Source organism: uncultured Streptococcus sp. (assembly GCF_963516515.1).
In the GTDB taxonomy this organism is placed as follows: domain Bacteria; phylum Bacillota; class Bacilli; order Lactobacillales; family Streptococcaceae; genus Streptococcus.
The window spans coordinates 13,083-38,678 of sequence record NZ_CAUQCJ010000005.1; the positions used below are offsets into that span (position 1 = coordinate 13,083).

The window sequence follows — 25,596 nt, forward strand, 5'->3', positions numbered from 1 at the left end:
CGTTTACACCTTCTCTTTCACATTTTTACCAAGGATACCAGCTGGGCGGACAATCAAGATCAACAACAAGATTCCATAAACAATGGCATCACGGAAGTCTGACATTCCAAAGGCTGTCGCAAAGGTTTCCAATAGACCAATCACAAAACCACCGAGAGCCGCACCAGGAATGATTCCGATACCACCAAGTACTGCGGCAACGAAAGACTTAAGACCTGGAGTAACCCCCATCAAAGGCTCAAGAGAGTTATAATAGAGGGCAATCAGAACACCAGCCGCACCCGCAAGAGCTGAACCCAAAGCAAAGGTAAAGCTGATAGTACGGTTTACATTGATCCCCATCAATTGCGCCGCATCGCTATCTACAGATACTGCACGCATGGCTTTCCCCATCTTAGTCTTTTGGACAATGACTTGTAACAAAATCATCAAAATCAAGGAAATGGCCAAGATCATTAACTGTACGTTTGTTAGGCTAACTGGTCCCAAATCATAGCGAACTGTTTGAATCGCTTGAGGGAAGGCACGGGTATTGGCACCAACCAGATAGACCATGCCATACTCCAATAGGAAAGAAACCCCAATAGCTGTAATCAAAACAGCAATACGAGTAGAGTGACGCAAAGGTCGGTAAGCAAGGAACTCAATCACGACACCAAGAATGGCTGTCGCTAGCATAGCTACAATAAGAGCTACAAAGAAATTCATTTGGAAAGAATTAATCAAGAAATAACCGATAAAGGCTCCCATCATATAAATATCACCGTGGGCGAAATTGATGAGCTTGATAATCCCGTAAACCATGGTATACCCTAGGGCTAACAGTGCATAAACACTACCTAGAATCAAACCATTTACTAGTTGTTGGAGCATAAGATTCACTCTTTCTATTTATAATTTTGAGGGTTGCCCCTCACTTTTTGATAGGTTCTTAAACATCGAAACAGGGAGTGAGTCAGAGGCTCATTCCCTATTTCAACATTTTTCTATTATGGTTTTACAACCTCTGCTGCTTCAACCTTACCATTGTTCATAGTCATCATGTAAGCAGTTTTGACTGTGTTGTGGTCTGCATCGAAGCTTGTTTTACCAGTTACACCTTCAAAGTCTTTTGTTTTAGCAAGATTATCCTTGATTTCACCTGAGTTTTTAGCACCTTTTGCTGCGTTTGCTACAAGGTGAACTGAATCATAAGCCAAGGCTGCAAATGTTGAAGGCTCTTCATTGTACTTAGCACGGTAAGCTTCAAGGAAGGCTTTGGCTTTAGCTGAAACTTCTACAGTAGTTGAGAAGCCTGAGATAAAGTAGATGTTTGATGCTTTTTCAGCAGTTGCTTGTTGTACAAACTCTTCACCATTGAATCCATCACCACCAATGATTGGTTTATCAATTCCCATACCACGCGCTTGGTTTACAATTTTTCCAGCTTCAGTGTAGTAACCAGGAAGAACGATCGCATCAAAGTCTTTCCCTTTCATTTTTGTAAGGGCTGCTTGGAAGTCTGTATCACCTGCTACGAAAGTTTCATCTGCAACGATTTCACCCTTGTATGACTCACGGAAAGATTTAGCGATACCTTTAGCATAGTCACTAGCATTGTCAGTGTAAAGAACGACTTTCTTAGCGTTTAATTTTTCAGAAACATAGTTTGAGATAATTTTTCCTTGGAAGCTATCTTGGAAAGTTCCGATAAAGAGGTAATCTTGACCTTTAGTCAATCCATCTTGAGTCGCACTTGGCGAAATCAATGGGACACCTGCTTTTGTAGCGTTCGCTACCGCAGCTGCAGTTGCACCAGATGTCGCAGGTCCTACGATTGCTGATACTTTAGATTGGGTTACAAGGTTAGTTGTTACTGAAGCAGCCTCAGCTGTTTCAGACTTGTTATCTTTATCAACTACTTCGATTTGTTTTCCATCGATACCACCTGCTGCATTGATTTCATCAACGGCAAGTTGGGCACCTTTTTGTTCAGATGTTCCGTAGGCTGCTACGGCACCAGTTTCTTCGAAGTTAAATCCGATTTTGATTGTCTTTTCATCTACTGAGTTACCAGCAGCGTTTGACGCTCCAGACTTCACTTCTCCACAGGCTGCAAGAAGTGCTACACTTGCAAGCGCCACAAACGATAGGGCAAATTTTTTCTTCATCTTTTTTGTCTCCTTATTTCTTAAATAAATAGCATGTTAAGAATATACCGAATTATCAGAAAATTGTCAACACTTTTCTTGAACTTTTTCGATGATAACGTTTTCCTCTCGATAAAGATTGCCCACAAAGGGTGTTTCCAGCTCTTGGATATGACAAACTCTGACTTTTTTAATAAACTTTTCCTTGCCCAAGCGCCCGACCAATTGCTCCACTTCTTGAGTTGGAACATAGAGTTGTAAGTAACGATGTTTTTTAGAATGGTAACAAATATCACCGTATTCCTGTAGTTTTTTTACATCTCGATTGTAATAAAGATAGACAATTAATCCAGAGCGTTCTGCTTTTTCAAACATAATAAATCCTCTTCCTAAGAAATCTCTCCCCATTATACCAAAAAAAGCAAACCCCGTCGAGTTTGCCTTCTTTCATCATTAGTTCAATGAATTGTTGGCCATAATTTCATCAATAAAGCCATATTCAAGTGTTTCTTGGGCACTCATCCAGTTATCACGTTCTGCATCTGCGTGGACTTTTTCGATTGACTGACCTGAATTTTCAGCCAAGATTTTTTCCAAGGTATTACGAGTTTTAAGCAAATGTTCTGCAGCGATAGCCATATCGGTTTGTTGGGTACCACCACCTGTACCACCCATTGGTTGGTGAATCATGTATTCAGCATTGGGAAGCATGAAGCGTTTGCCTTTTGCTCCACTTGATGCGATGACAGTACCCATAGATGCTGCCATGCCCATAACGATAGTTTGGACATCTGCCTTGATAAAGTTCATAGTATCAACGATTGCCAAACCAGCTGAAACAGAACCACCAGGTGTATTGACATAAAGGTAAATATCCTTTGTACTATCTTGGGCATCCAAGAAAAGCAACTGGGCAATAACAGAGTTGGCCATATTGTCTTCAACTGGGCCTGTCAGCATAATGATGCGGTCTTTGAGAAGACGTGAGTAAATATCGTAAGAACGTTCTCCACGGCTTGTTTGTTCAATAACTACAGGAATCATTTATTTCTCCTTTTGAGTTTTAATTTTGTTGGTCAAATGACTGAAGATAAGACTATTATAATATATTGGTCAAAAAAGGTCAAATTTCTATTTCTAACAAATTTTTAAATTAAATACTAAAAATTATTTTTTCCAATTAGAAGGAGAAAATCCAACATACTTTCTCCCTTTATACTCTAAATGTTCCAATTTTCCAACGATATCTTGTTCTCTTTTATTTATAGTATAGGGAAATCGAATCACTTTATCACTTAGTAAATCGTTTATTTCTTGTTCAGAAAATTCATGATTACCCCATTTATGTTTAAAACGAACTTTCTCCCCATTCCAAACACCAACGACATAATGGTTGCTATTACTACGTTGCCATTCATATGATTCATCTAGATAATCATCCATGGCTTCATTAACTAAATCATCGTAAGCCTCGGCAAGATTTTCCTCTACACCTAAAATATCTTCCCAATCAATTCCCATGTCAAATTTCTCTCTTCTCTCTTCTTTATTCTTATTTCGTACCGAACAAGCGGTCCCCAGCATCTCCAAGACCTGGAACGATATAACCGTGTTCGTTCAAGCGTTCATCCAAGGCTGCTGTAAAGATTTCTACATCTGGATGAGCTTCTTGAAGGGCTTTTACACCTTCTGGAGCAGATACAAGACAGACAAATTTGATATTTGATGCGCCACGTTTTTTAAGAGAGTCAACAGCCAAGATCGCTGAGCCACCTGTTGCCAACATTGGGTCTACGACAAAAATTTGACGTTGGTCAATATCTTCAGGTAATTTCACTAGGTACTCAACTGGTTGAAGCGTTTCTTCATCACGGTACATACCGATGTGACCAACTTTAGCAGCTGGAACCAAGCTCAAGAGCCCATCAACCATCCCGATACCTGCACGCAAGATTGGAACGATGGCCAATTTCTTACCTGCCAATTGTTTTTGAACTGTTTTTGTAATTGGTGTTTCGATTTCCACATCTTCTAGTGGAAGATCACGAAGTACTTCATACCCCATCAACATTGCAATCTCATCTACTAGCTCACGGAAAGCTTTTGTAGAAGTATCTGTACGACGCAAGATTGACAATTTGTGTTGAATCAGTGGATGATTAATAACTTCAATTTTTCCCATTTTTGGAGTTCCTTCTTTCAATTTATTCTTCTTATTATACCAAAAAACGGTTTAAAAATCTTTCTAAACCATTTATTTTTGATATTTTTTACATTAAATCTGCTTCTTTAAGAGCTTCCTGTACGGTCTCAAGTGGTAGATGGGTCAATTCAGTTCCCTTTTCTTGATAAAGATATTGGGCATAGTCGTCCATTCGATACTGGTTAATATAAACCACGCGCTTGCAACCGACCTGAAGCAATTGTTTTGTACAGTTCAGACAAGGAAAATGGGTTACATAGGCTGTAAAACCTTTTGGAACACCACGTTCAGCACCTTGAAGAATAGCATTAACCTCTGCGTGAAGAGTGCGAACACAGTGGCCTTCAATGACCAGACATTCGTGATCAATACAATGCTCGGTTCCTGACACCGAACCATTGTAACCAGTGGAAATAACCTTATTATCCTTAACCAGAATTGCGCCCACTTTGGCACGTTTACAAGTGGAACGATTGGCAATTAGTAAGGCTTGGGCTGCAAAATACTCATCCCATGCTAGTCTTTTTTCAGTCATATCTCTTCTCCTTTTTCTCTATTTTTTAAAAAATGGTAACCGTAAATCCGCAATCTTTTCAGCTGGTACCTTCATGCCATCCTTGATCCATTTTAGAAGGACAGAGACGATAGCCGAGCTCCAGAAGGAATGAAGATAAGAGCTGACACCTTTTGATTTTCCATGGTGCTTTTCTAGAAATTCCTGCATGGCTTGGACAAAGATTTTTTCCAGATGGTAATCTAAGGCCAGTTGAATCACTCTGGCTTCCTTTCTTGCTTCGCGGAAAAGGTGAACCCAGACCAGATAAAGGTCTGTCTTTAAATCATAATGATGCAACTGTTCCATGATATTGTGGACAGTTCGTTTAAAGACACTCTCTAAAATTTCCTCTTTGGAATCATAATTGCGATAAAAGGCCGCACGCGAAACGCCTGCACGTTTGACCAATTCAGAAATACTAATCTTGGTCAAGTCCTTTTTTTCCAAGAGTTGCAAGAGGGCTGTTTCGATGGCTTCTCTGGTTAGTAAATTAGATTCTTGGTTTGATTTTCTGAGATTTTCAAGAGATTTTTCAGAGATTCTACGTTCAGACATAACATTTTCTTTCTACTTGTCACAACAGACGGATGAGGCTTTTGTTTCAAGGGATTTCATGATATAATTGTAAAAAAAGACAGAACCTTTGTCAATGTATAAATGGCAAAGATGGAGAATTTCTATGACTTGGAAGATTATTGCTGACTCTGGTTGTGATTATCGTCAGCTGGAGACAGCAGCTATTGACACAACCTTTGTAAGTGTCCCCTTAACCATTCAAGTAGCTGATCAGGTCTTTGTTGATGATGCCAGTCTTGATATTGACCAAATGATGGAAACCATGTATGCAACTGCAGAAGCTTCAAAATCAGCTTGTCCAAGCCCAGATGATTATTTGCGAGCATTTGAAGGTGCCAACAACATTTTCCTAGTAACCATCACGGGTACTCTTTCTGGCAGTCACAATAGTGCTCAACTGGCCAAGAATATTTATCTGGAAGAACATCCTGATACTAAGATTCATGTGATTGATAGTTTGTCTGCTGGCGGGGAAGTTGACTTGCTCGTAGAAAAATTGAATGACTTGATTGACCAGGGCTTATCTTTTGAAGAAGTGGTTGAAGCTATCACTGCTTATCAAGAAAAAACCAAGTTACTTTTTGTCCTAGCCAAAGTCGATAACTTGGTGAAGAACGGCCGTTTGAGCAAGCTCATCGGTACAGTCGTTGGCCTTCTCAACATCCGTATGGTTGGAGAAGCTAGTGAAACTGGAACCCTCGAATTGCTACAAAAAGCAAGAGGTCCAAAGAAAGCAGTTCAAGCAGCCTATGAAGAGTTGGTGAAGGCTGGATATGCTGGTGGCCGTATTGTCATGGCCCAACGCAATAACGAGAAATGTTGCCAACAGCTTTCAGACCGAATCCGTGAAACCTTCCCACAAGCGGATATCAAAATTCTCCCAACATCTGGTCTCTGCAGTTTTTATGCAGAAGATGGTGGTTTGCTGATGGGATATGAAATTGATTAATTGCATTCTTGACAAGAGGTGACCATCATCTCTTGTTTTTTGTGGTACAATAGAGCTATGAAACATTTTGATACTATTGTCATCGGTGGGGGACCTGCTGGTATGATGGCTACGATTTCCAGTAGCTTTTATGGACAGAAAACCCTCCTCATCGAAAAAAATCAGAAACTTGGAAAAAAATTAGCTGGGACTGGTGGGGGACGTTGCAATGTGACCAACAATGGTAGCTTGGACGACCTGCTAGCTGGCATCCCTGGAAATGGTCGCTTTCTCTACAGTGTCTTCTCCCAATTTGATAACCATGATATCATTAACTTTTTTACTGAAAATGGGGTTAAACTTAAGGTCGAAGACCACGGGCGCGTCTTTCCTGCTAGTGACAAGTCTCGGACCATTATCGAAGCCTTGGAAAAGAAAATCACTGAGCTAGGTGGTCAAGTTGCTACTCAAACAGAGATTGTTTCGGTTAAAAAGGTTGAAAATCAGTTTGTCCTTAAATCAGCTGACCAAAGCTTCACTTGTGATAAACTGATTGTCACAACTGGAGGTAAATCCTATCCTTCTACTGGTTCGACTGGTTTTGGTCATGAGATTGCTCGCCATTTCAAACACACCATTACCGAGCTTGAGGCTGCTGAAAGTCCTTTATTGACGGATTTCCCGCATAAGGCCTTGCAGGGGATTTCCCTAGACGATGTGACCCTAAGCTATGGCAAGCATGTCATCACTCATGACCTACTCTTTACCCACTTTGGTTTGTCAGGTCCTGCTGCGCTACGCATGTCAAGCTTTGTCAAGGGAGGTGAAGTCCTTTCTTTGGATGTCTTGCCTCAACTTTCTAAGAGCGACTTGGTGGCATTTCTCGAAGAAAACCGTGAAAAATCCTTAAAAAATGCCTTGAAATCTTTGTTGCCAGAACGCTTGGCAGAATTCTTGGTGCAAGGCTACCCAGAAAAAGTCAAACAACTTACTGAAAAGGAACGCGAACAACTTCTCCAGTCTATCAAAGCACTCAAAATCCCTGTGACTGGCAAAATGTCCCTTGCCAAATCCTTTGTTACCAAAGGGGGCGTCAGTCTCAAGGAAATCAATCCAAAAACTCTGGAAAGTAAGCTAGTTTCTGGACTTCACTTTGCTGGCGAGGTACTAGATATCAATGCCCACACGGGTGGTTTTAATATTACTTCTGCCCTCTGCACTGGCTGGGTGGCGGGATCAAACCCAATCTAAATCTGAATTATTTAATGGCTAAATTAGCCCCAAAAGAAAGGAAGTCCTTTGGAACATATTATCTTGTTAAGGGGAGTTACTCCTAATGGAAAAAATGCTATCCCTAAAATGTCTTATCTAGTAGATATCTTGACAGAAGCTGGTTTTCAACAAGTTCGAACCTATATTCAAAGTGGAAATATCATTCTTGAAAGTAACTTAGCCTTAGAAAAAATACGAGAACAGGTTCATACTCTAATAAAGAAAAAGATTGGAGCCGATCTCAAAATAATCATTAAGAATAAGGATATTTTTAAAAACATTGTCCAAGAAAACCCTTTTGGAGAACACTATCTTTATGACCGTATACACGTGATTTTTTATCAAGAATCTATTCAAAGCCTCCCTTTAGACAAATTGAAAATTGATTACGGTGAAGAAGAAATTTGTATCGGTAACCACTGCCTTTACCTCTATCTCCCTAGAACTGCTAAACAAAAGAAACTCCATACCAACTATCTTGAAAAGCTTTTTAATGTAGATTTGACCATGCGAAAACTAAATGTAGTAGAAAAATTATTAAGCAAATAGTGCTTGAATTTAGTAAAAATCGGAAGAATGCTCCTCCGATTTTATTTTGTCTGAGTTTGGACATAATGGGCAATGACATCTGATGTGTACTGGGCTGTTCCTGGTCCAAATTTGTCAATATTTTCCTTAAACTCTGGATTATAGACGTAGCCTTTACCAATATGACCGAATACTTCAATTGAGCAGTCAAATCCATAGGTACGAATGGCTTGCAAGAGCTTGGCTGCTTGCTCTTGGTTCTCAGTTGCTTTTACGGGCAGACCAGCTTGAAGATTTTGTGCCAAGACTTGAAAAACTTGGTTGAAGGCAGCCGTAGCTTCGTCTTCGTGACCTTTTTGGCGCTCAAGCGCTTGGTCCATGACTTCTTGTCCATACTTTTCTACCGCCTCTTGGTGGTATTTTTGATGGTTTTGGTAGTTAAATCCAGCGAATTTCTCTTGAATGCTCATTTCTCTTTCTCCTTTTTGTTCTTGAATGGTTTTTTTCAAGGTTGAAATCAAGGTATCCAGATGTTGTCTTTCTCGAGTTAGATAGTCTAACTGTCTGGTCAAGTGGGGCAATAAATCTGTCCTTTCTTCCTTTAACAGCTCTGCTATTTTTTCTAAAGAAAAACCTAGATATTTGTAATAAAGAATGACCTGAAGTCGCTCCAAATCCTCCTGACTGTAGGTTCGATACCCATTTTCCGACTTTAAAGGAACCAAAAGTCCTATCTTATCGTAGTGGTGCAGAGTCTTGACAGAAACACCTGAAAGCTGGGCAGCTTCTTTTATATGGTACATGATTTCCTCCTTACATTGATAGTATAACCCCTCCCCTTAGGTCAGAGTCAAGCGTTTTTGCGAAATTTTTTACTTTATCATAACATGAAAATGGTTTTCTTGACAGACCTTAGAAAACATGATAGGATAGTCAAGTCTATCAATCAAAAGAAAGGCTCATTTTGAGTACTTATGAGGCTATTTGCCAAGGGCAGTAGCTTTTTCTTTTGTAATACTAATTTTAGGAGTTTAACTATGTCTGAAAAATCGCAATGGGGTTCTAAACTGGGCTTTATCCTAGCATCTGCTGGTTCAGCCATCGGACTTGGTGCCGTTTGGAAATTCCCCTATATGACTGCTGCTAATGGTGGAGGAGGCTTTTTACTGGTCTTTCTCGTTTCCACTATTTTAATTGGTTTCCCTCTTTTGCTTGCTGAATTTGCCCTCGGCCGAAGTGCTGGTGTCTCAGCAATCAAAACCTTTGGAAAACTTGGCAAGAATAGTAAGTACAACTTTATCGGTTGGATTGGTGCCTTTGCCCTCTTTATCCTCTTATCTTTCTACAGTGTTATCGGGGGATGGATTTTAGTCTATCTGGGTATTGAGTTTGGAAAATTGTTCCATCTTGGTGGAACTAGTGATTACACTCAGTTATTTACTTCAATCATTTCAAATCCAGCCATTGCCCTAGGAGCTCAAGCTGCCTTTATCCTATTAAATATCTTTATTGTATCACGTGGGGTTCAAAAAGGGATTGAAAGAGCTTCTAAGGTCATGATGCCCCTGCTCTTTATTATCTTTGTTGTCATCATCGGGCGCTCTCTCAGTTTGCCAAATGCCATGGAAGGTGTTCTTTACTTCCTCAAACCAGACTTCTCTAAGCTGACTAGTGCTGGTCTCCTCTATGCTCTGGGACAATCTTTCTTTGCCCTCTCGCTAGGGGTGACAGCCATGCTGACCTATGCTTCTTACTTGGACAAGAAAACCAATCTGGTTCAATCAGGTATTTCCATCGTAGCCATGAATATCTCGGTATCCATCATGGCAGGACTAGCCATTTTCCCAGCCATGTCAGCCTTCAATATCCAATCTGAAGGGGGACCGAGCCTGCTCTTTATCGTCTTGCCTCAACTCTTTGACAAGATGCCTTTTGGAACCATTTTCTACATCCTCTTCCTCTTGCTCTTCCTCTTTGCGACGGTCACTTCTTCTGTCGTTATGTTGGAAATCAATGTAGGCAATATCACCAATCAGGACAATAGTCAGCGTGCTAAATGGAGTGTGATTTTAGGAATTTTGACCTTTATCTTTGGAATTCCTTCAGCCCTATCTTACGGTGTCATGACGGATGTTCACATCTTTGGGAAGACCTTCTTTGACGCTATGGACTTCTTGGTTTCCAATCTCCTCATGCCATTTGGAGCTCTCTGCCTTTCATTTTTTACAGGATATATCTTCAAAAAGGCTCTTGCCATGGAGGAACTCCATCTCGATGAAACAGCATGGAAACAAGGACTTTTCCAAGTCTGGCTCTTCCTTCTTCGTTTCGTCATTCCAATCATCATCATCGTGGTCTTTATCGCCCAATTTATGTAATCAAAAAGGACTTGAGTAGTGAACTCAGGCCCTTTCTTTTTTATGGATGGCTAACAATCAATTCCAAACCTTGCCCTTCCAGGGTCCAAGCTTCAACATCACTTGGTAGGATAAAGTGGCTACCTTTTTGGATTGGATAATTTTTTCCGTCAACAGTCAGTTGACCTTGACCAGCTAAGACACTGAATAAGCTGTAGTCAGCTGTCTTTTCGAAGTCAACTTTTCCAGTAATTTCCCACTTGTAAACTGCAAAGAAATCATTAGAGACAAGTAAAGTTGAGCGTAAATCATCTGCTTTGACAGTCACAGGACGGCTATTTGCAGGCTCACCGATATTTAAAACATCGATGGATTTTTCAAGATGAAGCTCACGCAAGTTGCCATTATCATCCCTACGGTCAAAGTCATAGACACGGTAGGTTGTATCACTAGATTGCTGTGTTTCAAGAATCAAAATACCCGCACCAATAGCATGCATGGTTCCGCTTGGTACATAGAAGAAATCTCCAGCCTTAATAGGTACTTTAGTCAACAAATCATCCCAGTTTTTATCCTCTATTTGCTGGCGAAGTTCTTCTTTTGACTTGGCATTATGCCCGTAGATAATCTCTGATCCCTCATCCGCTGCAATGATGTACCAGCACTCTGTTTTTCCAAGTTCGCCCTCATGCTCGAGTCCGTAAGCATCGTCTGGATGAACTTGGACACTGAGCCAGTCGTTGGCATCCAGAATCTTAGTCAAAAGTGGAAATACAGGTTCTGGACGATTGCCAAACAATTCACGGTGTTCCGCATACAAAGTAGCTAGGTCTGTTCCCTCAAAACGACCATTGGCAACTTTAGAGACACCATTTGGATGGGCTGAGATGGCCCAATATTCTCCGATTTTTTCACTTGGGATGTCGTAGCCAAACTCATCACGTAGCTTGGTACCACCCCAGATTTTTTCTTGCATAACTGATTGTAAAAATAATGGTTCTGACATCTTAATCTCCTGTCTGATTTTTCTTCCCTCATTATAGCAAAAAAAGAGTTCGAATTGAACTCTTTTTAACATCTTATAAAGTAGGGAGAAAATTTTATAAAAATAGTAACGATATACTTTTTTCTTTGATAGAGACGAACATAAAAGACTCTCGTAAAGCTAGCTGTAACTGGACTTTTTCCCTCAACTCTCATTCAAAAATTACTTTAATGAAGCATCTATTTTCATAAACGAACAAAACTGAAACCAGTCTTCTTTTTAAATCAAAGCTGTAATAGCCGTCACAAGGCCAAAAATAATACCTGGTGCATTGGCAGCAGCAAGCGGAATATCTCTTTCTTTCTTGAAAAGACCGTAGTAAACCCAGAGACTACAGTTGATGGCAGCAACCAAGGGCTGGATGAAATTTCCTTTTTGACCAGCCAGATTGTTCATAATTTGTGGGAAGTAAGACACATACATCATAACGGACATGAAGGTCGCTACCCAACCCAAAACTTTCATTTGTTTTTCGGACATTTTCAAAACCTCTTTTATTCTTTTGTGCCTTTTATTTTATAATATGATGCAAAAACAAGCAAGAATTTGAGAGTTTTGTTATAAAAATGTAAACTATTACAATCTTGTGATAAGAAAGAAGAGTGAAGTTGGAAAAAGTATATATAATCAGAAAAACGCATATTATTATGTATTGAAAAATCTTGATACTGGGTGTTTTATTGCTGAAATATTTACTTTATTTTCTGCTACAACTGATTTTTAAGCCAGATTCAATATTTTCCTAAATCTACAACTTGTTGATATCTACTTTCATCATCAATATGATGGGCAATTTCTAACATCATAACAGGAAGAGAAAATAGTAGTTCATGTACCATGAGGGCGTTTTCCTTATCTAGGGTTGCGGTCACTTCATCAGCCAATAACAGATTTTTTCTACGAAGAAGAAAACGTGCCAATTCAATCCTTACTCTTTGTCCCCCAGAAATATTCTCTCCGTTATTTCTAATAATAAAATCCAGTCCACCCGTCAATTCAAAATCTAGTTTGACTTGTTTCAAAACAGCAAGCAACTCTTCCTCAGAAAATTCTTGTCCTAAGGTCAAATTATAACGCACTGTATCGTTAAAGAGAAATGGATGTTGGCTAATAATTCCTATACTGGATACAAAACTTGATGTACATTCATTAACAGTTGTCACACCGATAATTTCTCCCTCATCTGCTATTTCTTCTCCAGTAATGAGTCGAAACAAGGTTGACTTACCACAACCACTCGGTCCTTTGATTAAAACTTTCTGACCTGCTTGAACATCCAAATTTAGATGAGTAAAAAGTTGTCTGCCACCATAGGATTTACTTAAATTTTTAATGTGCAGAGCATTCAATTCTTGCGCATCTTTTTTATCTATCTGTATTACATCTCCAATTTCTAATACTCCAAAAATCTTATCTGCTGTCGTTTTTGCCCCTTGTATATCTACAGCATCATACATAATAGTCTGAATAGGGTTCACTAGCTGACCTGCTGCGATGTACATGGCAACAAGACTTGCCACTGACACTTTCTGCCCAGCCATAGCAAAGTAAAAACCTAAAACAAGTGGTAAAACTTGGCTTAAAAAGACCATGAAACCGTTGCAAAAGAAAATAATATTATGGGTAAAGCAAAATTTTTGAATGGCTAGTTGATAATGTCGATTAATCTTCCAAAATCTGTTCTGATTTTCAGAAATTGCTTGGTTCATGATTAGAGTGTGTGCTCCTCGGATACTATCAGATACTTGATTATGAACTTCTACTCTGCCTTGCGCCATGTCATCACCAGTGTGTTTGAGTCTTTTATTCATCAAGAACTGAGGAATAGGACGTAAAATCGTGAAAAAGACAAAAATACTACCTAGTAACAAATTTTGCGAAATAATATAAATCGCTGTTAGTAATGCAACAAAGCTCCAGCAAATGATATTGACATATTTTTCTAAGTAATTATCCCCCAAATACTCCATATCTTGTGTGAGCATGGTGATTTTTTCATCTTCGCTAAAATCTTTTTTTGTCATCAGCTTATCAAATAAATCTGCCCTCATATTCATTTGAATTTCACGCCGAAAAACATTATGTGTATGATTACAAAAGAGCATTAAGCTATACAAGACAAAGTATACTGTAAATCCAAAAACAGCAAACTGTATGATTTTAGAATAAGTAAGTTCTCCTTGATTTAAGGATAAGGCTTGTGATACGACTAAGGGTTGAGCAAGAGCCAAACCTCCATTTGCTAGTGCACCGCTGATAGTATAAAACTTCGTTTTCTTATCCAGATAGTGAAATATTTTATTCATAATGCCCTCCTAGAAAAAGAGAGAGGCTAGCACTCCTCTCCATTTTTACTATATAAACTTAACAAATATTACAATTATTGCTTACAACTTCAGGTTTTTTTACAACCTTTTTGTTTTTCTTGATAGACATTTTTGCTTACCCCTCTCTAGTCCACATCTAAAATATCTTCATAGCATCCAGAAATAGCATAAAGTGCTAGATTTTTACGAATTTTCTCTTGCATATTCTTACAAATCACAGAAGAGCTTAATTCCGTAATATGCTTGGCCATTGGACAAAATCCTGATTTACAAATCAAAACAAAGGGACATGTTTTACAATCTTCTCTAACAGATAAAAACCATCCTTTCATTTTATCTTTGTTAATCAATCCAGTATTGATATTTCCAAAAATATTTTGATTATCGTACAAAGCAACTGTACATGCTTGTACAATACCTCTAACATTAAACATATAGTGATTTAAACGATTGGCATAACAAGAAAAGGAATTGTGAACCACAATGCTTGGCAAAGATAGGTGGTACCCCAAATCAACTGCTTTCTTAGAAATACCAAAACTCATATCATTTTTAAATACTGTAACACAGTCGTCTTTAGAACGATCTCCTTGTCCCCAGTTACCAATATTATGATATAGAAGAAAAAATCTATCATCATTTTTAAAGTAATACTCAATGAAAATCAAAGAGCAAACTAGGAAACTAGCCGCAGGCTGTACTTGAGTACGGCAAGGCGACGTTGACGTGGTTTGAATTTGATTTTCGAAGAGTATAACGACCATCATTTAATAGAAATGACTCCATATGGTCATAATTTTCCTTTGATATATTGAATCTTAACCTACAAATAAAATCTAAATCACTATCCTTCATTTTATGAAGATTGTCTAAAATTCGCACATAGGAACCTTTTTGATTTTTTAACACACGTTGAGAATCATGACTCTCTCCATCACCATCAATAGTAATCTGAAAATTAGTAACATCATACTCTCTTACTAATTTTTCAAATTTGGAAGATGTTAACAAAAATCCATTAGTAGTAATACTTGCTGAATACGTTATTCCAAATCGCTCACAAATTCTCAAAAATTCTAGTGAAAGCCGTTGAATTGTTTTATAGCCTAACAGAGGTTCTCCACCAAACCATGCTATCCTTAGGAAATGATATTGAGAATTACTCAATTTTTCTTCAGCAAATTTCAAAATAGCATTTTCTGTTTCAATAGACATTCCAATATTTTTAAAGTGTTCATAACAATACTTACATCGAAAATTACAATCTCCATGAGTAAGAATTGTAAACTCTAGTATCTCATTATTCCTATCTTCTATCTGTTTTAAATATTTGTTTACCTCATTGTCTTCAAGTAAATATCTATTCTCTTCCAAAGAGGCAATATATTCACTTCCCTTTGTTTTATTTTCTTGTATATTCTTCTTCAATTCATTCGTAATCAAAAATGAATGATTATTTTTGGTATTAAAATATACACTACCATCTTCAGTGTCATACCTTAAGACATATCGTGATAATTTCATATTACCACCTCTTTATTCTTTGATTTCTTTAAATACATTATATATCTATTAAAATGACAATTCAATCAAAAGTCAAAAAATTAGAAAAGTTCTATATTTTAATAATTTTCAATCAATTACTCTGTTCGTCGTGACACAATCTCCTTCTTCCGTCCTCCTCTGACGATTCTTATTTCCAGCATCAGACTTAAAACGGTCTATCTACGAGACTGTTTTAATCCGTTACCTCACGATAGTCGAGCTCAGAAGTCACTATTAGGTTTACCTAAAAAAGACCGGATTGCTCCGATCTTTCAATAGTTCATATTCTCAATTTCTGTTTTTAAAAATAGCTAAGGTTAACGTCAAATGACTATGCGCCTGATTTCATACGATAAAAATCAATCACTAGACCAGCAGGTCCTTTAACTAATAAGGACTCTGTTCCCCAATCCGTTTCACAAGGACCGTGTAAAATCTCGACACCAATCTCTTTTAAACGTTGGTAATTCTGGTCTACATCCTCAACCTCAATGTGAAGAATGATGCCTGACTGAAAGTTTTCCAAAGGAACCAAATGATTTTGAGACAACATCAGACAGTGACTACCAATCGTAAACTGAGCAAAACTGTCATCAACATAATCTGACTTTTTATCCAAAATACGTTCCAAGTCAGCACAAACTTGGGGAACATCTGAAACGATAATATCTAATTGATTTAAATTCATTTACTATCCTCCATAAAAGACCGGATTGCTCCGATCTGTTTGATTCATAAAATGCAAAAATGAATAGCTTTTGTCAATTAATGGATTGATTAATCGTCAGTAAGCCGTGGTTAATTATTGCAGCAATATCTTCAAGACCATGCAAAATAAAACTTCCTACAATCAAACCTATAATAATTGAACAGATAATCATTGTCACACAGATTAGATAAATATCCTTTTTTTTCATCTCTTTCCTCCTAATGAATTAAGAAAATCCACTTACTACAGCTATTTAAAAAATATTTCTCCTTTCCATATCAGTTTTATTTTCTACTGTTAGATTTTTATTATAAGTTTTTGAGAAAGCGTTGTCAACTATTTATATGCAATTGCTTTACATTAAAAAGACCGGATTTCTCCGATCTTTTCAAGTTCTGCTCTATGAAAATCAAAGAATAAAATCTACAAGTTTTACATTTGATTTTCGACGAGAGGAATTATTTAATTACGCGTGATTGCAATCCTTCTTCTTCCAAGAAGAGACGGAATGGTACGAGTTCTTCTGCTTCGTATTTTTCCTTGAAGGCTTTGATTGCTTCTTCTGAGTGAAGTTTTGGATCCAATTCAAGTACTTCTACTGGAAGTGGACGGTGTGGAGTGATGCGAGCATCGATAACAACAGTTTTACCTTCTTTGTTCAATTTAACAGCTTCTGCAACAACTGCATCGATGTCTTCGATACGGTCAACTGTAAATCCAACAGCTCCTTGAGCTTCAGCGATTTTCGCATAGTCAGCATTAGGGAAGTCACAACCAAACAAGTGTTTGTTTGTGTCTTCGTATTTGTCCTTGATGAAGGCATATTTATCATTTGAGAAGACAACGTTGATAACTGGAAGGTCGTATTGAACGTTTGTGATAACGTCTGGGTAGCACATGTTGAATGCACCGTCACCCATGATGTTCCATACTTGGCGATCTGGATTGTCTTTCTTAGCAGCGATACCACCAGGAAGGGCAATACCCATTGTCGCAAAGAGTGGAGATGTACGCCACATGTTCTTAGGTGTCATGTGAAGGTGACGAGTAGATGTTTGAGTAGTGTCACCTACGTCGATTGAGTAGATAGCGTCTTGATCAGCATGTTTGTTGATTGCATTGTAAACTTGGTACAATTGCAATTCACCCTCAGTTTTACCTTCGAGTTTGTTCATGTAATCACGCCAGTTTTGGTTGTTCTTAACGTTTGCACGCCACCATGGAGTAGACTCAACTGGGTTTACTTTATCAAGGATAGCTTTAGCTGCTTGACCTGCATCACCAAGGATTGAAGCGTCAAGGGCATGACGTTTCCCAAGTTTGTAAGGGTCGATATCGACTTGGATGAATTTTTCAGTGTTCTTGAAGGCTTCGTAAACTTCAGCAAATGGGAAGTTTGAACCAAGGAAAAGAACTGTGTCTGCTTCAAAGACCACTTCGTTGGCTGGTTTCCAACCAACACGGTAAGCAGAACCTGTCAAACCTTCATAGTTCCATTCAAAAGCTTCAAAGTTTTTACCAGTTGTGATGATTGGTGCTTTGATTTTACGTGACAATTCAGTAATCACTTCACCAGCTTTCACACCACCGTAACCAGCGTAAATAACTGGACGTTCAGCATTGTTCAAGATTTCAACAGCTTTGTTGATTTCAACTTCGTTCAAAGCAGGAGCGATGAATGAACGCTCGTATGAACCTGATCCATAGTATGAGTTTTCGTCGATTTCTTGGAAACCGAAGTTTACTGGGATTTCAACAACAGCTGGACCTTTTTTAGAAACTGCAGCACGGCAAGCTTCGTCGATTACTTTTGGCAATTGCTCAGCGTAAGCTACACGTTTGTTGTATACAGCGATACCGTTGTACATTGGGTTTTGGTTCAATTCTTGGAAAGCATCCATGTTGAGTTCGTTAACTGGACGTGATCCAAGGATTGCTAGGAATGGAGTGTTATCCATAGCTGCATCGTAAACACCGTTAATCAAGTGAGTCGCACCTGGACCACCTGAACCAACTGCAACCCCGATTGAGCCGCCGAATTTAGCTTGCATAACCGCTGCAAGAGCACCTGTTTCTTCGTGGCGAACTTGCAAGAAACGGATATCTTTGTCTTCAGCCAAAGCGTCCATCAATGAGCTGAGTGTTCCTGATGGGATACCGTAGATTGTGTCTACGCCCCATGTTTTCAATACATTAAGCATTGCTGCAGATGCAGTAATTTTCCCTTGAGTCATAATGATAACTCTCCTTCAAATATTTTTAAATCTACTAAAAAAGGTTTCATATAGTTTTTGAAAACGTTTCAGTAAATTTTTACAATACTAATTTATCACATTTATTTTGACTTTACTAAGAATCTGCTCAGAAGTTTTTATTCTCTATTACAGTACAGTTTGAAAACGTTTTTAGACTCTGTTTTATAATAAAAAGCGAGCAAGCCCGCTTTTAGTCTATTTTACTAAAGTTTAGTAAGAGTGAACTAGTCAGAACAGATACAGAACTAAAGGCCATGGCTAAGCCTGCCAGTTCTGGATTGAGGACCAGTCCAACACCAGAAAAGACTCCTGCTGCTATCGGAATTCCGGCGACATTGTAGATAAAGGCCCAGAAAAGATTGAGCAGAATACGATTAAAAGTTTTCTTACTCATGTCAAAGGCACGAACCACTCCTAGGAGGTTATTGGTTGTCAACACCAAATCTGCTGACTCGATAGCGATATCTGTTCCAGCTCCCATAGCAATCCCCACATCTGCTACACTGAGGGCAGGAGCGTCATTAATCCCATCACCAACAAAGGCTACTTTCCCAGCTGCTTGTAGTTTATGGATTTCATAGGCTTTTTCTTCTGGCAAGACACCTGCAATGACCTCTTCGATTCCGATCTGATCGGCAATAGCACGCGCCACACCTGCATTGTCTCCTGTCAGCATGACCGTTCTAAGACCACGTTTTTTCAATTTAGCAATAGCTTCTCGAGCATTTTCCTTAGGGACATCCTGCAAGGCAATTAAGCCTTTTAACTGACCATCCACGGATAGGAAGACAACTGTTTTTGCTTCTTTCTCAAGCAAATCAAATCGTTCTTGATAATCATGTGGAATAGCAAGGTCAGCTAAGAGCTTAGCATTCCCCAGCAAGACTTGTTTACCATTAATAATCCCAGTCACACCTTTTCCGTGCAAGGCTTGGAAGTTTTCCACTGGGTAAAAGCTAATTCCTAGTTCAGATGCACGATTAACAATAGCTTGAGCTAGCGGGTGTTGAGATACATCTTCCAGTGAAGCAGCCAAGCTGATCACTTCTCCTTCATCTCCGACAACATCTGTCACTACTGGCTTCCCTTCGGTCAAGGTTCCTGTCTTATCAAAAACAACCGTTTGGACTTTTTGGATTTCCTGTAGAACTGTACCATTTTTGAGAAGAACCCCCATCTTGGCACTTCGTCCTGTTCCAACCATGAGTGCTGTCGGTGTCGCGAGTCCTAGTGCACAAGGACAGGCAATGATTAAAACTGCTACTCCATAAAGAAGAGAAGTCACAAAGCTATCTCCAAGTAAAACAAACCAGACCCAAAAAGTAAGAAGTCCTAAAATGACAACTGCTGGTACAAAAATCCCAGAAATCTTGTCGGTCAAATCTTGAATAGGAGCACGACTCGTTTGCGCTTTCTTCACAAAGTCCACAATCTGAGCCAAAACAGTCTCAGAACCAACTTTTTCAGCTCTAAAGATTATCGTACCACTATTATTGATAGTTGAACCAATGACAGTATCACCGGCAGACTTGTCTACTGGAATACTTTCCCCAGTCACCATTGACTCATCAATACTAGTCTCACCTTCTAAAACAATACCATCAACGGCAATTTTTTCACCTGGTCGAACACGGATTAAATCGCCAACTTTGACCTGTTCTAGAGGGATTTGTATATAAGTATCATCACGTAAAACTTCTGCAGTTTTTGCTTGCAGGTCCAATAATTTTTCGACTGCTTGCGAAGCATTTTTGCGCATGCGTTCTTCAAATACTGCACCTAAAAGAATGAAAAAGAGGAGAAATCCTGCAATTTCAAAATAAACAGGCAAACCAGCGAAGAGGGCAAACAAGCTATAGACATAAGCTACCAAGGTTCCCAGAGCAACCAAGGTATCCATGTTGGCATTGTGCTTTTTAAAACTAGCCCAAGCACTTTGGATATAAGGACCACCTGCTACTAGCATAATCGGTGTTGTGGCTAAAAAGGTGCCCCAACGCATGACTTGGTGACTAATTCCTCCTGTCGACATCCCAATCATGAGGATCACAAGAGGCACAGTAAAGATACTAGTAATCCAAAAACGCTGTAAAAGTGATAGAGATTTTCGAGTCTTCTCAACAACTGTATAACTTCCCTTTTGCATCTTCATACCACAAGAAAATTCATGTTGACCTAATTCTTGAGGTGTAAAACGAATGACTTTCTCCTCATCTACGCCGATTGGTTCCAAGATGCCTTCTTCTTCAAACAGAATTTCCTTATAACAGTTTGAAGGTGTCACACGGTGAAAGGTGATCTCAGCAGGAACTCCTTTTTGCAGTTGAATATGGGCTGGATGGTAGCCTTTGTCTGCCGTGATACGGATTTTTTGAACACCATTTTCAAGACTTGCTTTTACAATTTCAGTCATATCATTCTCCTATTCTACAATCATCTTGCCGTGCATCATATTCATGCCACAAGAGAAACCATACTCTCCAGCCTGCTCAGGCGTGATTTCCACTATATACTCTTCCCCCATAGGAAGGTCCGCATGTACACCAAAGTCTGGAAAGACGATCTGATCCAAACAGGGTGAAGAGTCCTTACGGTCAAAGACAATGCGGGCTGGCACTGATTTCTTGAGGATAATCAACTCAGGCGTATAGCCCCCCATGACCTCCACTCGAATCTCTTGGTAGCCGTTTTTTTGCTGGGCCTTTTGTCCAGATTTTTCAGGCTTTTTGAAAAACCAAAACAAGATAAACGCGATAAGGGCAATACAAATAATGGTTACAATAATATTCAACATGACGTCTCCTTTACATACAATTACATTTTACTTCTGTTACAGCGCTTGATTTCTTCTCAGAAATCACAGCTTCCAAGTCTTCCAAGTCAGCCTGAGTAAAATCACATTCAGCAATCAAATCAGCCAGCAAGTTCTTAATCCTACGAGAACAAACCTTGTCCTTGATATCTTGGACAAGTAAATCCCGACTTTGGTCCAAAGTTAAAAGGGCTGAATAGACAAAGAACTTGCCTTCTTTTTTCCTCGTCAGACACTCTTTCTCAACCAAACGAGCCAAAAGAGTTTGAATGGTTGACTTGGACCAGTCGAACCGCTCCGCCAGAACCCTAATCAAATCCGTACTGGTCTGCTCTCCTTGCATCCAAATAATCTTCATGACCTGCCATTCTGCATCTGAAATCTGCATAATCACACCTCCTAAATCTACATTTGTCGATTACAGTTGTTAGTATACTCCGAAAATCTACATTTGTCAACTATGATTTTTATTATTTTTTCGAAAAATTGAATTTTAACCATTTGAAAAACGATTTGCAGTCAAATCTTACTATATAAACTATGAAAATATGCTATACTAAAGAAAAAAGAAAACAACCACTAGGGGTGCGTAAAGCTGAGATTAACGACTGTTAGACCCTTTGACTCAATCTAGGTAATGCTAGCTGATGGAAGTGGAAATGATAATGGGGACTAGCAGTCTTCTATTTCCTTCCTGAAACAGACTAGATTGTTCTTAATAATACAAACTTCAGTTGGTTGGGAGGTTTTAGATGACTTATTTACCCGTTGCTTTGACCATTGCAGGGACTGACCCTAGTGGTGGTGCTGGCATTATGGCTGATTTAAAGTCGTTCCAAGCTAGAGATGTTTATGGAATGGCCGTTGTGACCAGTCTTGTCGCTCAAAATACCAGAGGCGTTCAATTGATCGAGCACGTTTCTCCTCAAATGTTGAAAGCCCAATTAGAGAGTGTCTTTTCGGATATCCCACCTCAGGCTGTAAAAACTGGGATGTTGGCAACTACTGAAATTATGGAAATCATCCAGCCCTATCTTAAAAAGCTAGATTGTCCCTACGTCCTTGACCCTGTTATGGTCGCAACAAGCGGTGATACCCTGATTGATACTAGTGCCAGAACTTACCTAAAAACAAACCTACTTCCCCTTGCAAGTATTATCACTCCCAATCTTCCTGAGGCAGAAGAGATTGTTGGTTTTTCGATTCATGATCCAGAAGACATGCAGCGTGCCGGTCGCCTGATTTTAAAAGAATTTGGTCCTCAGTCCGTTGTTATCAAAGGCGGGCATCTCGAAGGTGGTGCCAAAGACTTCCTCTTTACCAAGGATGAGCAATTTGTCTGGGAAAGCCCACGGATTCAAACCTGTCACACCCATGGTACTGGGTGTACCTTTGCTGCAGTGATTACGGCTGAACTAGCCAAGGGCAGAAGTCTTTACCAGGCAGTCGATAAAGCCAAGGCCTTTATCACGAAAGCCATCCAAGACGCCCCTCAACTCGGTCATGGTTCTGGCCCAGTCAACCATACAAGCTTTAAAGATTAAAAAAACTCTCTAGTTCCCACTTTAAGGGAATTAGAGAGTTTTTATACTCTTCGAAAATCTCTTCAAACTACGTCAGCTTTATCTGCAACCTCAAAGCTGTGCTTTGAGCAACCTGCGACTAGCTTCCTAGTTTGCTCTTTGATTTTCATTGAGTATTAATTAGAAAATAATGTCATCCAACTTTGTCAAAAAGGCTTGCGTTTTTGCCTCTATATCTTCTGCCTGCATCAAATCACGCACTACAGCTACTCCAGCTATGCCAGTACCAATAAGCTGTTCAATGTTCTCTGATGTCAAGCCGCCAATAGCAACTACTGGAATGGCGACCCTTTGGCAAATTGTCTTCAAGGTTGAAATCAGGGTGATAGGCGCATTTTCCTTGGTCGTAGTCGGGAAAATAGCTCCTGTCCCTAAGTAATCCGCCCCTCCTTCTTCTGCCTCGAGGGCTCTTTTTACAGTTTTAGCTGTGACACCAAGTATTTTTTCAGGGCCCAAGACTTGTCTGGCAACCGAAACTGGTAACTCATCGTCTCCGATATGCAGACCAGCAGCATCAACTGCAAGACAGACATCCAAACGATCATCGATGATCAAAGGTACCTGATAGGCATCTGTTATTTCCTTGACTTGTTTTGCCAGTTGATAATATTGATTGGTTGTGAGATTTTTTTCTCGCAATTGGACTATGGTAACCCCTGAACGGCAGGCTGTCTCAACCTTTTCAAGAAAGCTTTCCACGGAATCTTGATAGCGATTGGTTACCAGATATAGTCTAAGAGATTCTCTATTCATAAACATCTCCTTTGATAGCATCTAGCCAGTTTTCATCTCTTTTGAGGAGCGAAAGCTGATTGAGTACTTGGTATCGAAAATCTTCCAATCCCATTCCTTGAACAAGAATTCTCTCAGCAGAGATATTGAGATAAGAGACTGCTAGACACGAAGCTACAAAGCCAGTCTTTCCTTGGCTGAGAAAAATGGCTGTCAAGGCTCCAACTAAGTCTCCTGTCCCTGTTATCCAGTCTAATTTTGCACATCCATTCTCCAATAAAGCAACTTGATTCTCCGAAACGATGAGGTCCTTGGGTCCAGTGACTAAAAATGACATACCTGGATAGGTCTGACACCAGTCTTTCAAGACTTGAAGTAAATCCTCAGTTTCTTGATCTTTAGTACTCGCATCGACCCCAACTCCGTGGTGTTTTAAACCAACAAGACTTCGGATTTCCGACATATTTCCTTTAAGGACTGTGGGTCTATAGTCTAAAAGGTCTATAACTAAGCTCTTACGAATGGGCGACGCTGATACACCAACCGCATCTACTACCATCGGGAGAGAAGATTGGTTTGCATACGAAGCTGCCCTACGGATTGCTTTTTCCTTCTCAGCAGACAAATGCCCCAAATTGATGAAGAGGGCCTGACTTTGCTTAGTAAAATCAAGAACCTCACGGGGATCATCTGCCATGACAGGTTTGCATCCCAGCGCCAAAATGCCATTGGCCAGCATCTCACAAGAAATCTCATTGGTGATGCAGTGAATCAAGGAACTTGCTACCAGAGGGAAAGGATTTGTCAATTCCTGCATCAGTTTATCCTTTCACCAAAGAAATATCCCTGCACTTTTTTAAAGAATTCCTGCTTGATTAAAAATCGAAAGGCAATAAAGGAAATCGCCGTACCAATCAAGGTTGCTCCGAAAAATCGAGGAGTGTAGATAAACCAGCTAAGCTTAGCAGCCGATCCTGTAAAGAGTACCATAACAGGATAGGAAACAATAGAACCAATAATACCTGTTCCCAAGATTTCTCCTAGGGCAGAATAGTGAAATTTTCGACCATACTTATAAAAGAGACCTGCAAGGAGGGCTCCAAAAGTCGCTCCTGTGAGAGCTAAAGGCGGAATACCTTGAGTCGTCATACGGATAAAGGCTGTGACTGTAGCCATAGCCAAGGCATACACAGGTCCCATCATGATTCCTGCTAGAATATTGACTACACTGGACATCGGTGCCATTCCCTCAATCCGAAAGATAGGAGTAAGGACTACATCAAGGGCAATCATCATGGATAAAATGGTTAATTTGTGAACTTGAAATTGGTGGTTTCTCATTTTCTATTTCTTCTCTTTTTCTAAGGACTGCAAATCACTCGTCCATGTTTGATGTTGGTAAGCCATTTCCCAAAACTTGGCTTCCATGTGGACACTTCTGTGGAAGGCCTCTAGCATTTTTTGTTTGTCCGTCTCATCACTTTCTCGATAGAGCTGATTTACCAAAGCTTCTTCCTCTCGAATCTGCTGCTCTAACTCATCCGTAATATAAGTTTCAATCCATTGTTGGTAGAGAGGATTTGGTGATGGTTTAAGATTAAGTGATTTGCCAATATCATGGTATAACCAGGGACAAGGAAGTAAGCTTGCAAAAGCAATGCCCAAGTTTGGCTCTGCAAATTGACGATAAATGTGCGAAATGTAATGATAACAAGTTGGAGCGATTGGATGTTGCTCCATTTCCAGGTCGCTGATTTCCAATTCCTTGAAAAATTGTTGGCGGATAAATAACTCACCTTCCACTAGACTCTGAGCATTTTGTTTCAAGAGTCTTTTCATCTCTTGGTTTGAAGTCTTATCAGCCAAGAGGTGATAGGCTTCTGAGAAGGCCTTCAAATAGTAGGCATCCTGAATCAGGTAATAGCGAAAGATGGACGGGTCTAAATTCCCCTCTTGCAACTGTAAAATAAAGGGGTGATGAAAGGAGGCCTGCCAAGCTTCCTTGGATAATTCCATCGCAATATCTGTAAATTCCATAA

The 25,596-nt window shown here is 39.5% G+C and carries 29 protein-coding genes and 1 riboswitch; of the genes, 5 read left to right on the forward strand and 24 right to left on the reverse strand.

Going from position 1 to position 25,596, the window contains the following annotated elements:
* Nucleotides 1–3: 3 nt before the first annotated feature.
* The 8 genes from RYL77_RS01870 to RYL77_RS01905 form a co-directional block, all read right to left on the reverse strand.
* Nucleotides 4–873, reverse strand: coding sequence for a branched-chain amino acid ABC transporter permease (locus RYL77_RS01870; protein WP_000941427.1), 870 nt, complete (start codon nt 871–873; stop codon nt 4–6).
* Nucleotides 874–989: 116 nt separating this feature from the next.
* Nucleotides 990–2,150 (reverse strand): ABC transporter substrate-binding protein, encoded by a 1,161-nt coding sequence (locus RYL77_RS01875; RefSeq protein ID WP_315009418.1) that lies wholly within the window; start codon nt 2,148–2,150, stop codon nt 990–992.
* 66 nt (nt 2,151–2,216) lie between these two features.
* A complete protein-coding gene (locus RYL77_RS01880; protein ID WP_315009420.1) occupies nt 2,217–2,504 on the reverse strand; it encodes a YlbG family protein in 288 nt (95 codons plus the stop codon).
* 78 nt (nt 2,505–2,582) lie between these two features.
* Nucleotides 2,583–3,173, reverse strand: coding sequence for an ATP-dependent Clp protease proteolytic subunit ClpP (gene clpP, locus RYL77_RS01885; protein WP_000613475.1), 591 nt, complete (start codon nt 3,171–3,173; stop codon nt 2,583–2,585).
* Nucleotides 3,174–3,296: 123 nt separating this feature from the next.
* Complete coding sequence (locus RYL77_RS01890) at nt 3,297–3,650, reverse strand: DNA topoisomerase I (protein ID WP_125420623.1); 354 nt, start codon at nt 3,648–3,650, stop codon at nt 3,297–3,299.
* A gap of 31 nt (nt 3,651–3,681) precedes the next feature.
* Nucleotides 3,682–4,311 carry a uracil phosphoribosyltransferase gene (upp, locus tag RYL77_RS01895; protein WP_000515974.1) on the reverse strand — a complete coding sequence of 210 codons (630 nt, stop codon included), beginning with the start codon at nt 4,309–4,311 and terminating at the stop codon, nt 3,682–3,684.
* Nucleotides 4,312–4,399: 88 nt separating this feature from the next.
* Entirely contained in the window at nt 4,400–4,867 is a 468-nt protein-coding gene (locus RYL77_RS01900; protein WP_000136974.1) for a cytidine/deoxycytidylate deaminase family protein, read from the reverse strand.
* Nucleotides 4,868–4,885: 18 nt separating this feature from the next.
* Complete coding sequence (locus tag RYL77_RS01905; protein WP_315009422.1) at nt 4,886–5,443, reverse strand: TetR/AcrR family transcriptional regulator; 558 nt, start codon at nt 5,441–5,443, stop codon at nt 4,886–4,888.
* A 124-nt stretch (nt 5,444–5,567) separates the two neighbouring features.
* Here RYL77_RS01905 and RYL77_RS01910 point away from each other — a divergent pair, with 124 nt between their 5' ends.
* The 3 genes from RYL77_RS01910 to RYL77_RS01920 are packed head-to-tail and all read left to right on the forward strand — an operon-like array spanning nt 5,568 to nt 8,213.
* Nucleotides 5,568–6,413: a DegV family protein gene (locus RYL77_RS01910; RefSeq protein ID WP_315009423.1), complete on the forward strand. Its 846-nt coding sequence runs from the start codon at nt 5,568–5,570 to the stop codon at nt 6,411–6,413.
* Nucleotides 6,414–6,470: 57 nt separating this feature from the next.
* Nucleotides 6,471–7,643: an NAD(P)/FAD-dependent oxidoreductase gene (locus RYL77_RS01915; protein ID WP_315009425.1), complete on the forward strand. Its 1,173-nt coding sequence runs from the start codon at nt 6,471–6,473 to the stop codon at nt 7,641–7,643.
* A gap of 48 nt (nt 7,644–7,691) precedes the next feature.
* The gene (locus RYL77_RS01920) at nt 7,692–8,213 is read left to right on the forward strand and encodes a DUF1697 domain-containing protein (protein ID WP_070478650.1); all 522 of its coding nucleotides are present in this window, start codon (nt 7,692–7,694) and stop codon (nt 8,211–8,213) included.
* 41 nt (nt 8,214–8,254) lie between these two features.
* Here RYL77_RS01920 and RYL77_RS01925 read toward each other — a convergent pair whose 3' ends face one another.
* Entirely contained in the window at nt 8,255–8,995 is a 741-nt protein-coding gene (locus RYL77_RS01925; RefSeq protein WP_315009427.1) for a MerR family transcriptional regulator, read from the reverse strand.
* Between the two features lie 234 nt (nt 8,996–9,229).
* Here RYL77_RS01925 and RYL77_RS01930 point away from each other — a divergent pair, with 234 nt between their 5' ends.
* The gene (locus RYL77_RS01930) at nt 9,230–10,570 is read left to right on the forward strand and encodes a sodium-dependent transporter (RefSeq protein ID WP_315009428.1); all 1,341 of its coding nucleotides are present in this window, start codon (nt 9,230–9,232) and stop codon (nt 10,568–10,570) included.
* 40 nt (nt 10,571–10,610) lie between these two features.
* Here RYL77_RS01930 and manA read toward each other — a convergent pair whose 3' ends face one another.
* The 11 genes from manA to RYL77_RS01985 all read right to left on the reverse strand — a co-directional run bounded on the left by manA (nt 10,611) and on the right by RYL77_RS01985 (nt 21,630).
* Nucleotides 10,611–11,555, reverse strand: coding sequence for a mannose-6-phosphate isomerase, class I (gene manA / locus RYL77_RS01935; RefSeq protein WP_315009430.1), 945 nt, complete (start codon nt 11,553–11,555; stop codon nt 10,611–10,613).
* Nucleotides 11,556–11,813: 258 nt separating this feature from the next.
* Nucleotides 11,814–12,074, reverse strand: coding sequence for a SemiSWEET family transporter (locus RYL77_RS01940; protein WP_001291475.1), 261 nt, complete (start codon nt 12,072–12,074; stop codon nt 11,814–11,816).
* A 251-nt stretch (nt 12,075–12,325) separates the two neighbouring features.
* Nucleotides 12,326–13,900 carry an ABC transporter ATP-binding protein gene (locus RYL77_RS01945; protein WP_315009431.1) on the reverse strand — a complete coding sequence of 525 codons (1,575 nt, stop codon included), beginning with the start codon at nt 13,898–13,900 and terminating at the stop codon, nt 12,326–12,328.
* A 146-nt stretch (nt 13,901–14,046) separates the two neighbouring features.
* The gene (locus RYL77_RS01950; protein WP_315009433.1) at nt 14,047–14,589 is read right to left on the reverse strand and encodes an SPASM domain-containing protein; all 543 of its coding nucleotides are present in this window, start codon (nt 14,587–14,589) and stop codon (nt 14,047–14,049) included.
* Between the two features lie 16 nt (nt 14,590–14,605).
* Nucleotides 14,606–15,445 carry a radical SAM protein gene (locus RYL77_RS01955; protein WP_315009435.1) on the reverse strand — a complete coding sequence of 280 codons (840 nt, stop codon included), beginning with the start codon at nt 15,443–15,445 and terminating at the stop codon, nt 14,606–14,608.
* A gap of 352 nt (nt 15,446–15,797) precedes the next feature.
* Entirely contained in the window at nt 15,798–16,154 is a 357-nt protein-coding gene (locus RYL77_RS01960; RefSeq protein ID WP_315009436.1) for a VOC family protein, read from the reverse strand.
* A gap of 73 nt (nt 16,155–16,227) precedes the next feature.
* Nucleotides 16,228–16,383, reverse strand: a complete 156-nt coding sequence (locus tag RYL77_RS01965; protein ID WP_315009438.1) for a hypothetical protein — start codon at nt 16,381–16,383, stop codon at nt 16,228–16,230.
* Nucleotides 16,384–16,633: 250 nt separating this feature from the next.
* Nucleotides 16,634–18,409 carry a pyruvate oxidase gene (gene spxB, locus RYL77_RS01970; RefSeq protein ID WP_315009440.1) on the reverse strand — a complete coding sequence of 592 codons (1,776 nt, stop codon included), beginning with the start codon at nt 18,407–18,409 and terminating at the stop codon, nt 16,634–16,636.
* A gap of 211 nt (nt 18,410–18,620) precedes the next feature.
* Nucleotides 18,621–20,843, reverse strand: a complete 2,223-nt coding sequence (locus RYL77_RS01975; protein ID WP_315009442.1) for a heavy metal translocating P-type ATPase — start codon at nt 20,841–20,843, stop codon at nt 18,621–18,623.
* A 9-nt stretch (nt 20,844–20,852) separates the two neighbouring features.
* Nucleotides 20,853–21,224 (reverse strand): cupredoxin domain-containing protein, encoded by a 372-nt coding sequence (locus RYL77_RS01980; RefSeq protein WP_315009444.1) that lies wholly within the window; start codon nt 21,222–21,224, stop codon nt 20,853–20,855.
* A 10-nt stretch (nt 21,225–21,234) separates the two neighbouring features.
* Complete coding sequence (locus RYL77_RS01985) at nt 21,235–21,630, reverse strand: CopY/TcrY family copper transport repressor (protein WP_001167197.1); 396 nt, start codon at nt 21,628–21,630, stop codon at nt 21,235–21,237.
* Between the two features lie 183 nt (nt 21,631–21,813).
* A riboswitch (TPP riboswitch) is annotated at nt 21,814–21,911 on the forward strand.
* A gap of 83 nt (nt 21,912–21,994) precedes the next feature.
* Between RYL77_RS01985 and thiD the strand changes: the two genes are divergently transcribed.
* On the forward strand, nt 21,995–22,786 hold the full coding sequence (thiD, locus tag RYL77_RS01990) for a bifunctional hydroxymethylpyrimidine kinase/phosphomethylpyrimidine kinase (RefSeq protein WP_315009446.1): 792 nt from the start codon (nt 21,995–21,997) through the stop codon (nt 22,784–22,786).
* 159 nt (nt 22,787–22,945) lie between these two features.
* On the opposite strand, the gene thiE is transcribed toward thiD, so the two are convergent.
* Genes thiE through tenA form a run of 4 tightly spaced genes read right to left on the reverse strand, consistent with a single transcriptional unit; the run spans nt 22,946 to nt 25,594 of the window.
* Entirely contained in the window at nt 22,946–23,578 is a 633-nt protein-coding gene (gene thiE, locus RYL77_RS01995; RefSeq protein WP_315009447.1) for a thiamine phosphate synthase, read from the reverse strand.
* Nucleotides 23,571–24,374, reverse strand: coding sequence for a hydroxyethylthiazole kinase (locus RYL77_RS02000; RefSeq protein ID WP_315009449.1), 804 nt, complete (start codon nt 24,372–24,374; stop codon nt 23,571–23,573). Before RYL77_RS02000 ends, thiE begins: the two co-directional genes overlap by 8 nt.
* Nucleotides 24,374–24,898, reverse strand: coding sequence for an energy coupling factor transporter S component ThiW (thiW, locus tag RYL77_RS02005; RefSeq protein ID WP_315009451.1), 525 nt, complete (start codon nt 24,896–24,898; stop codon nt 24,374–24,376). The genes RYL77_RS02000 and thiW overlap by 1 nt, the downstream gene beginning before the upstream one ends.
* Nucleotides 24,899–24,901: 3 nt before the next feature.
* On the reverse strand, nt 24,902–25,594 hold the full coding sequence (gene tenA / locus RYL77_RS02010; protein ID WP_315009453.1) for a thiaminase II: 693 nt from the start codon (nt 25,592–25,594) through the stop codon (nt 24,902–24,904).
* Nucleotides 25,595–25,596 lie beyond the last annotated feature (2 nt).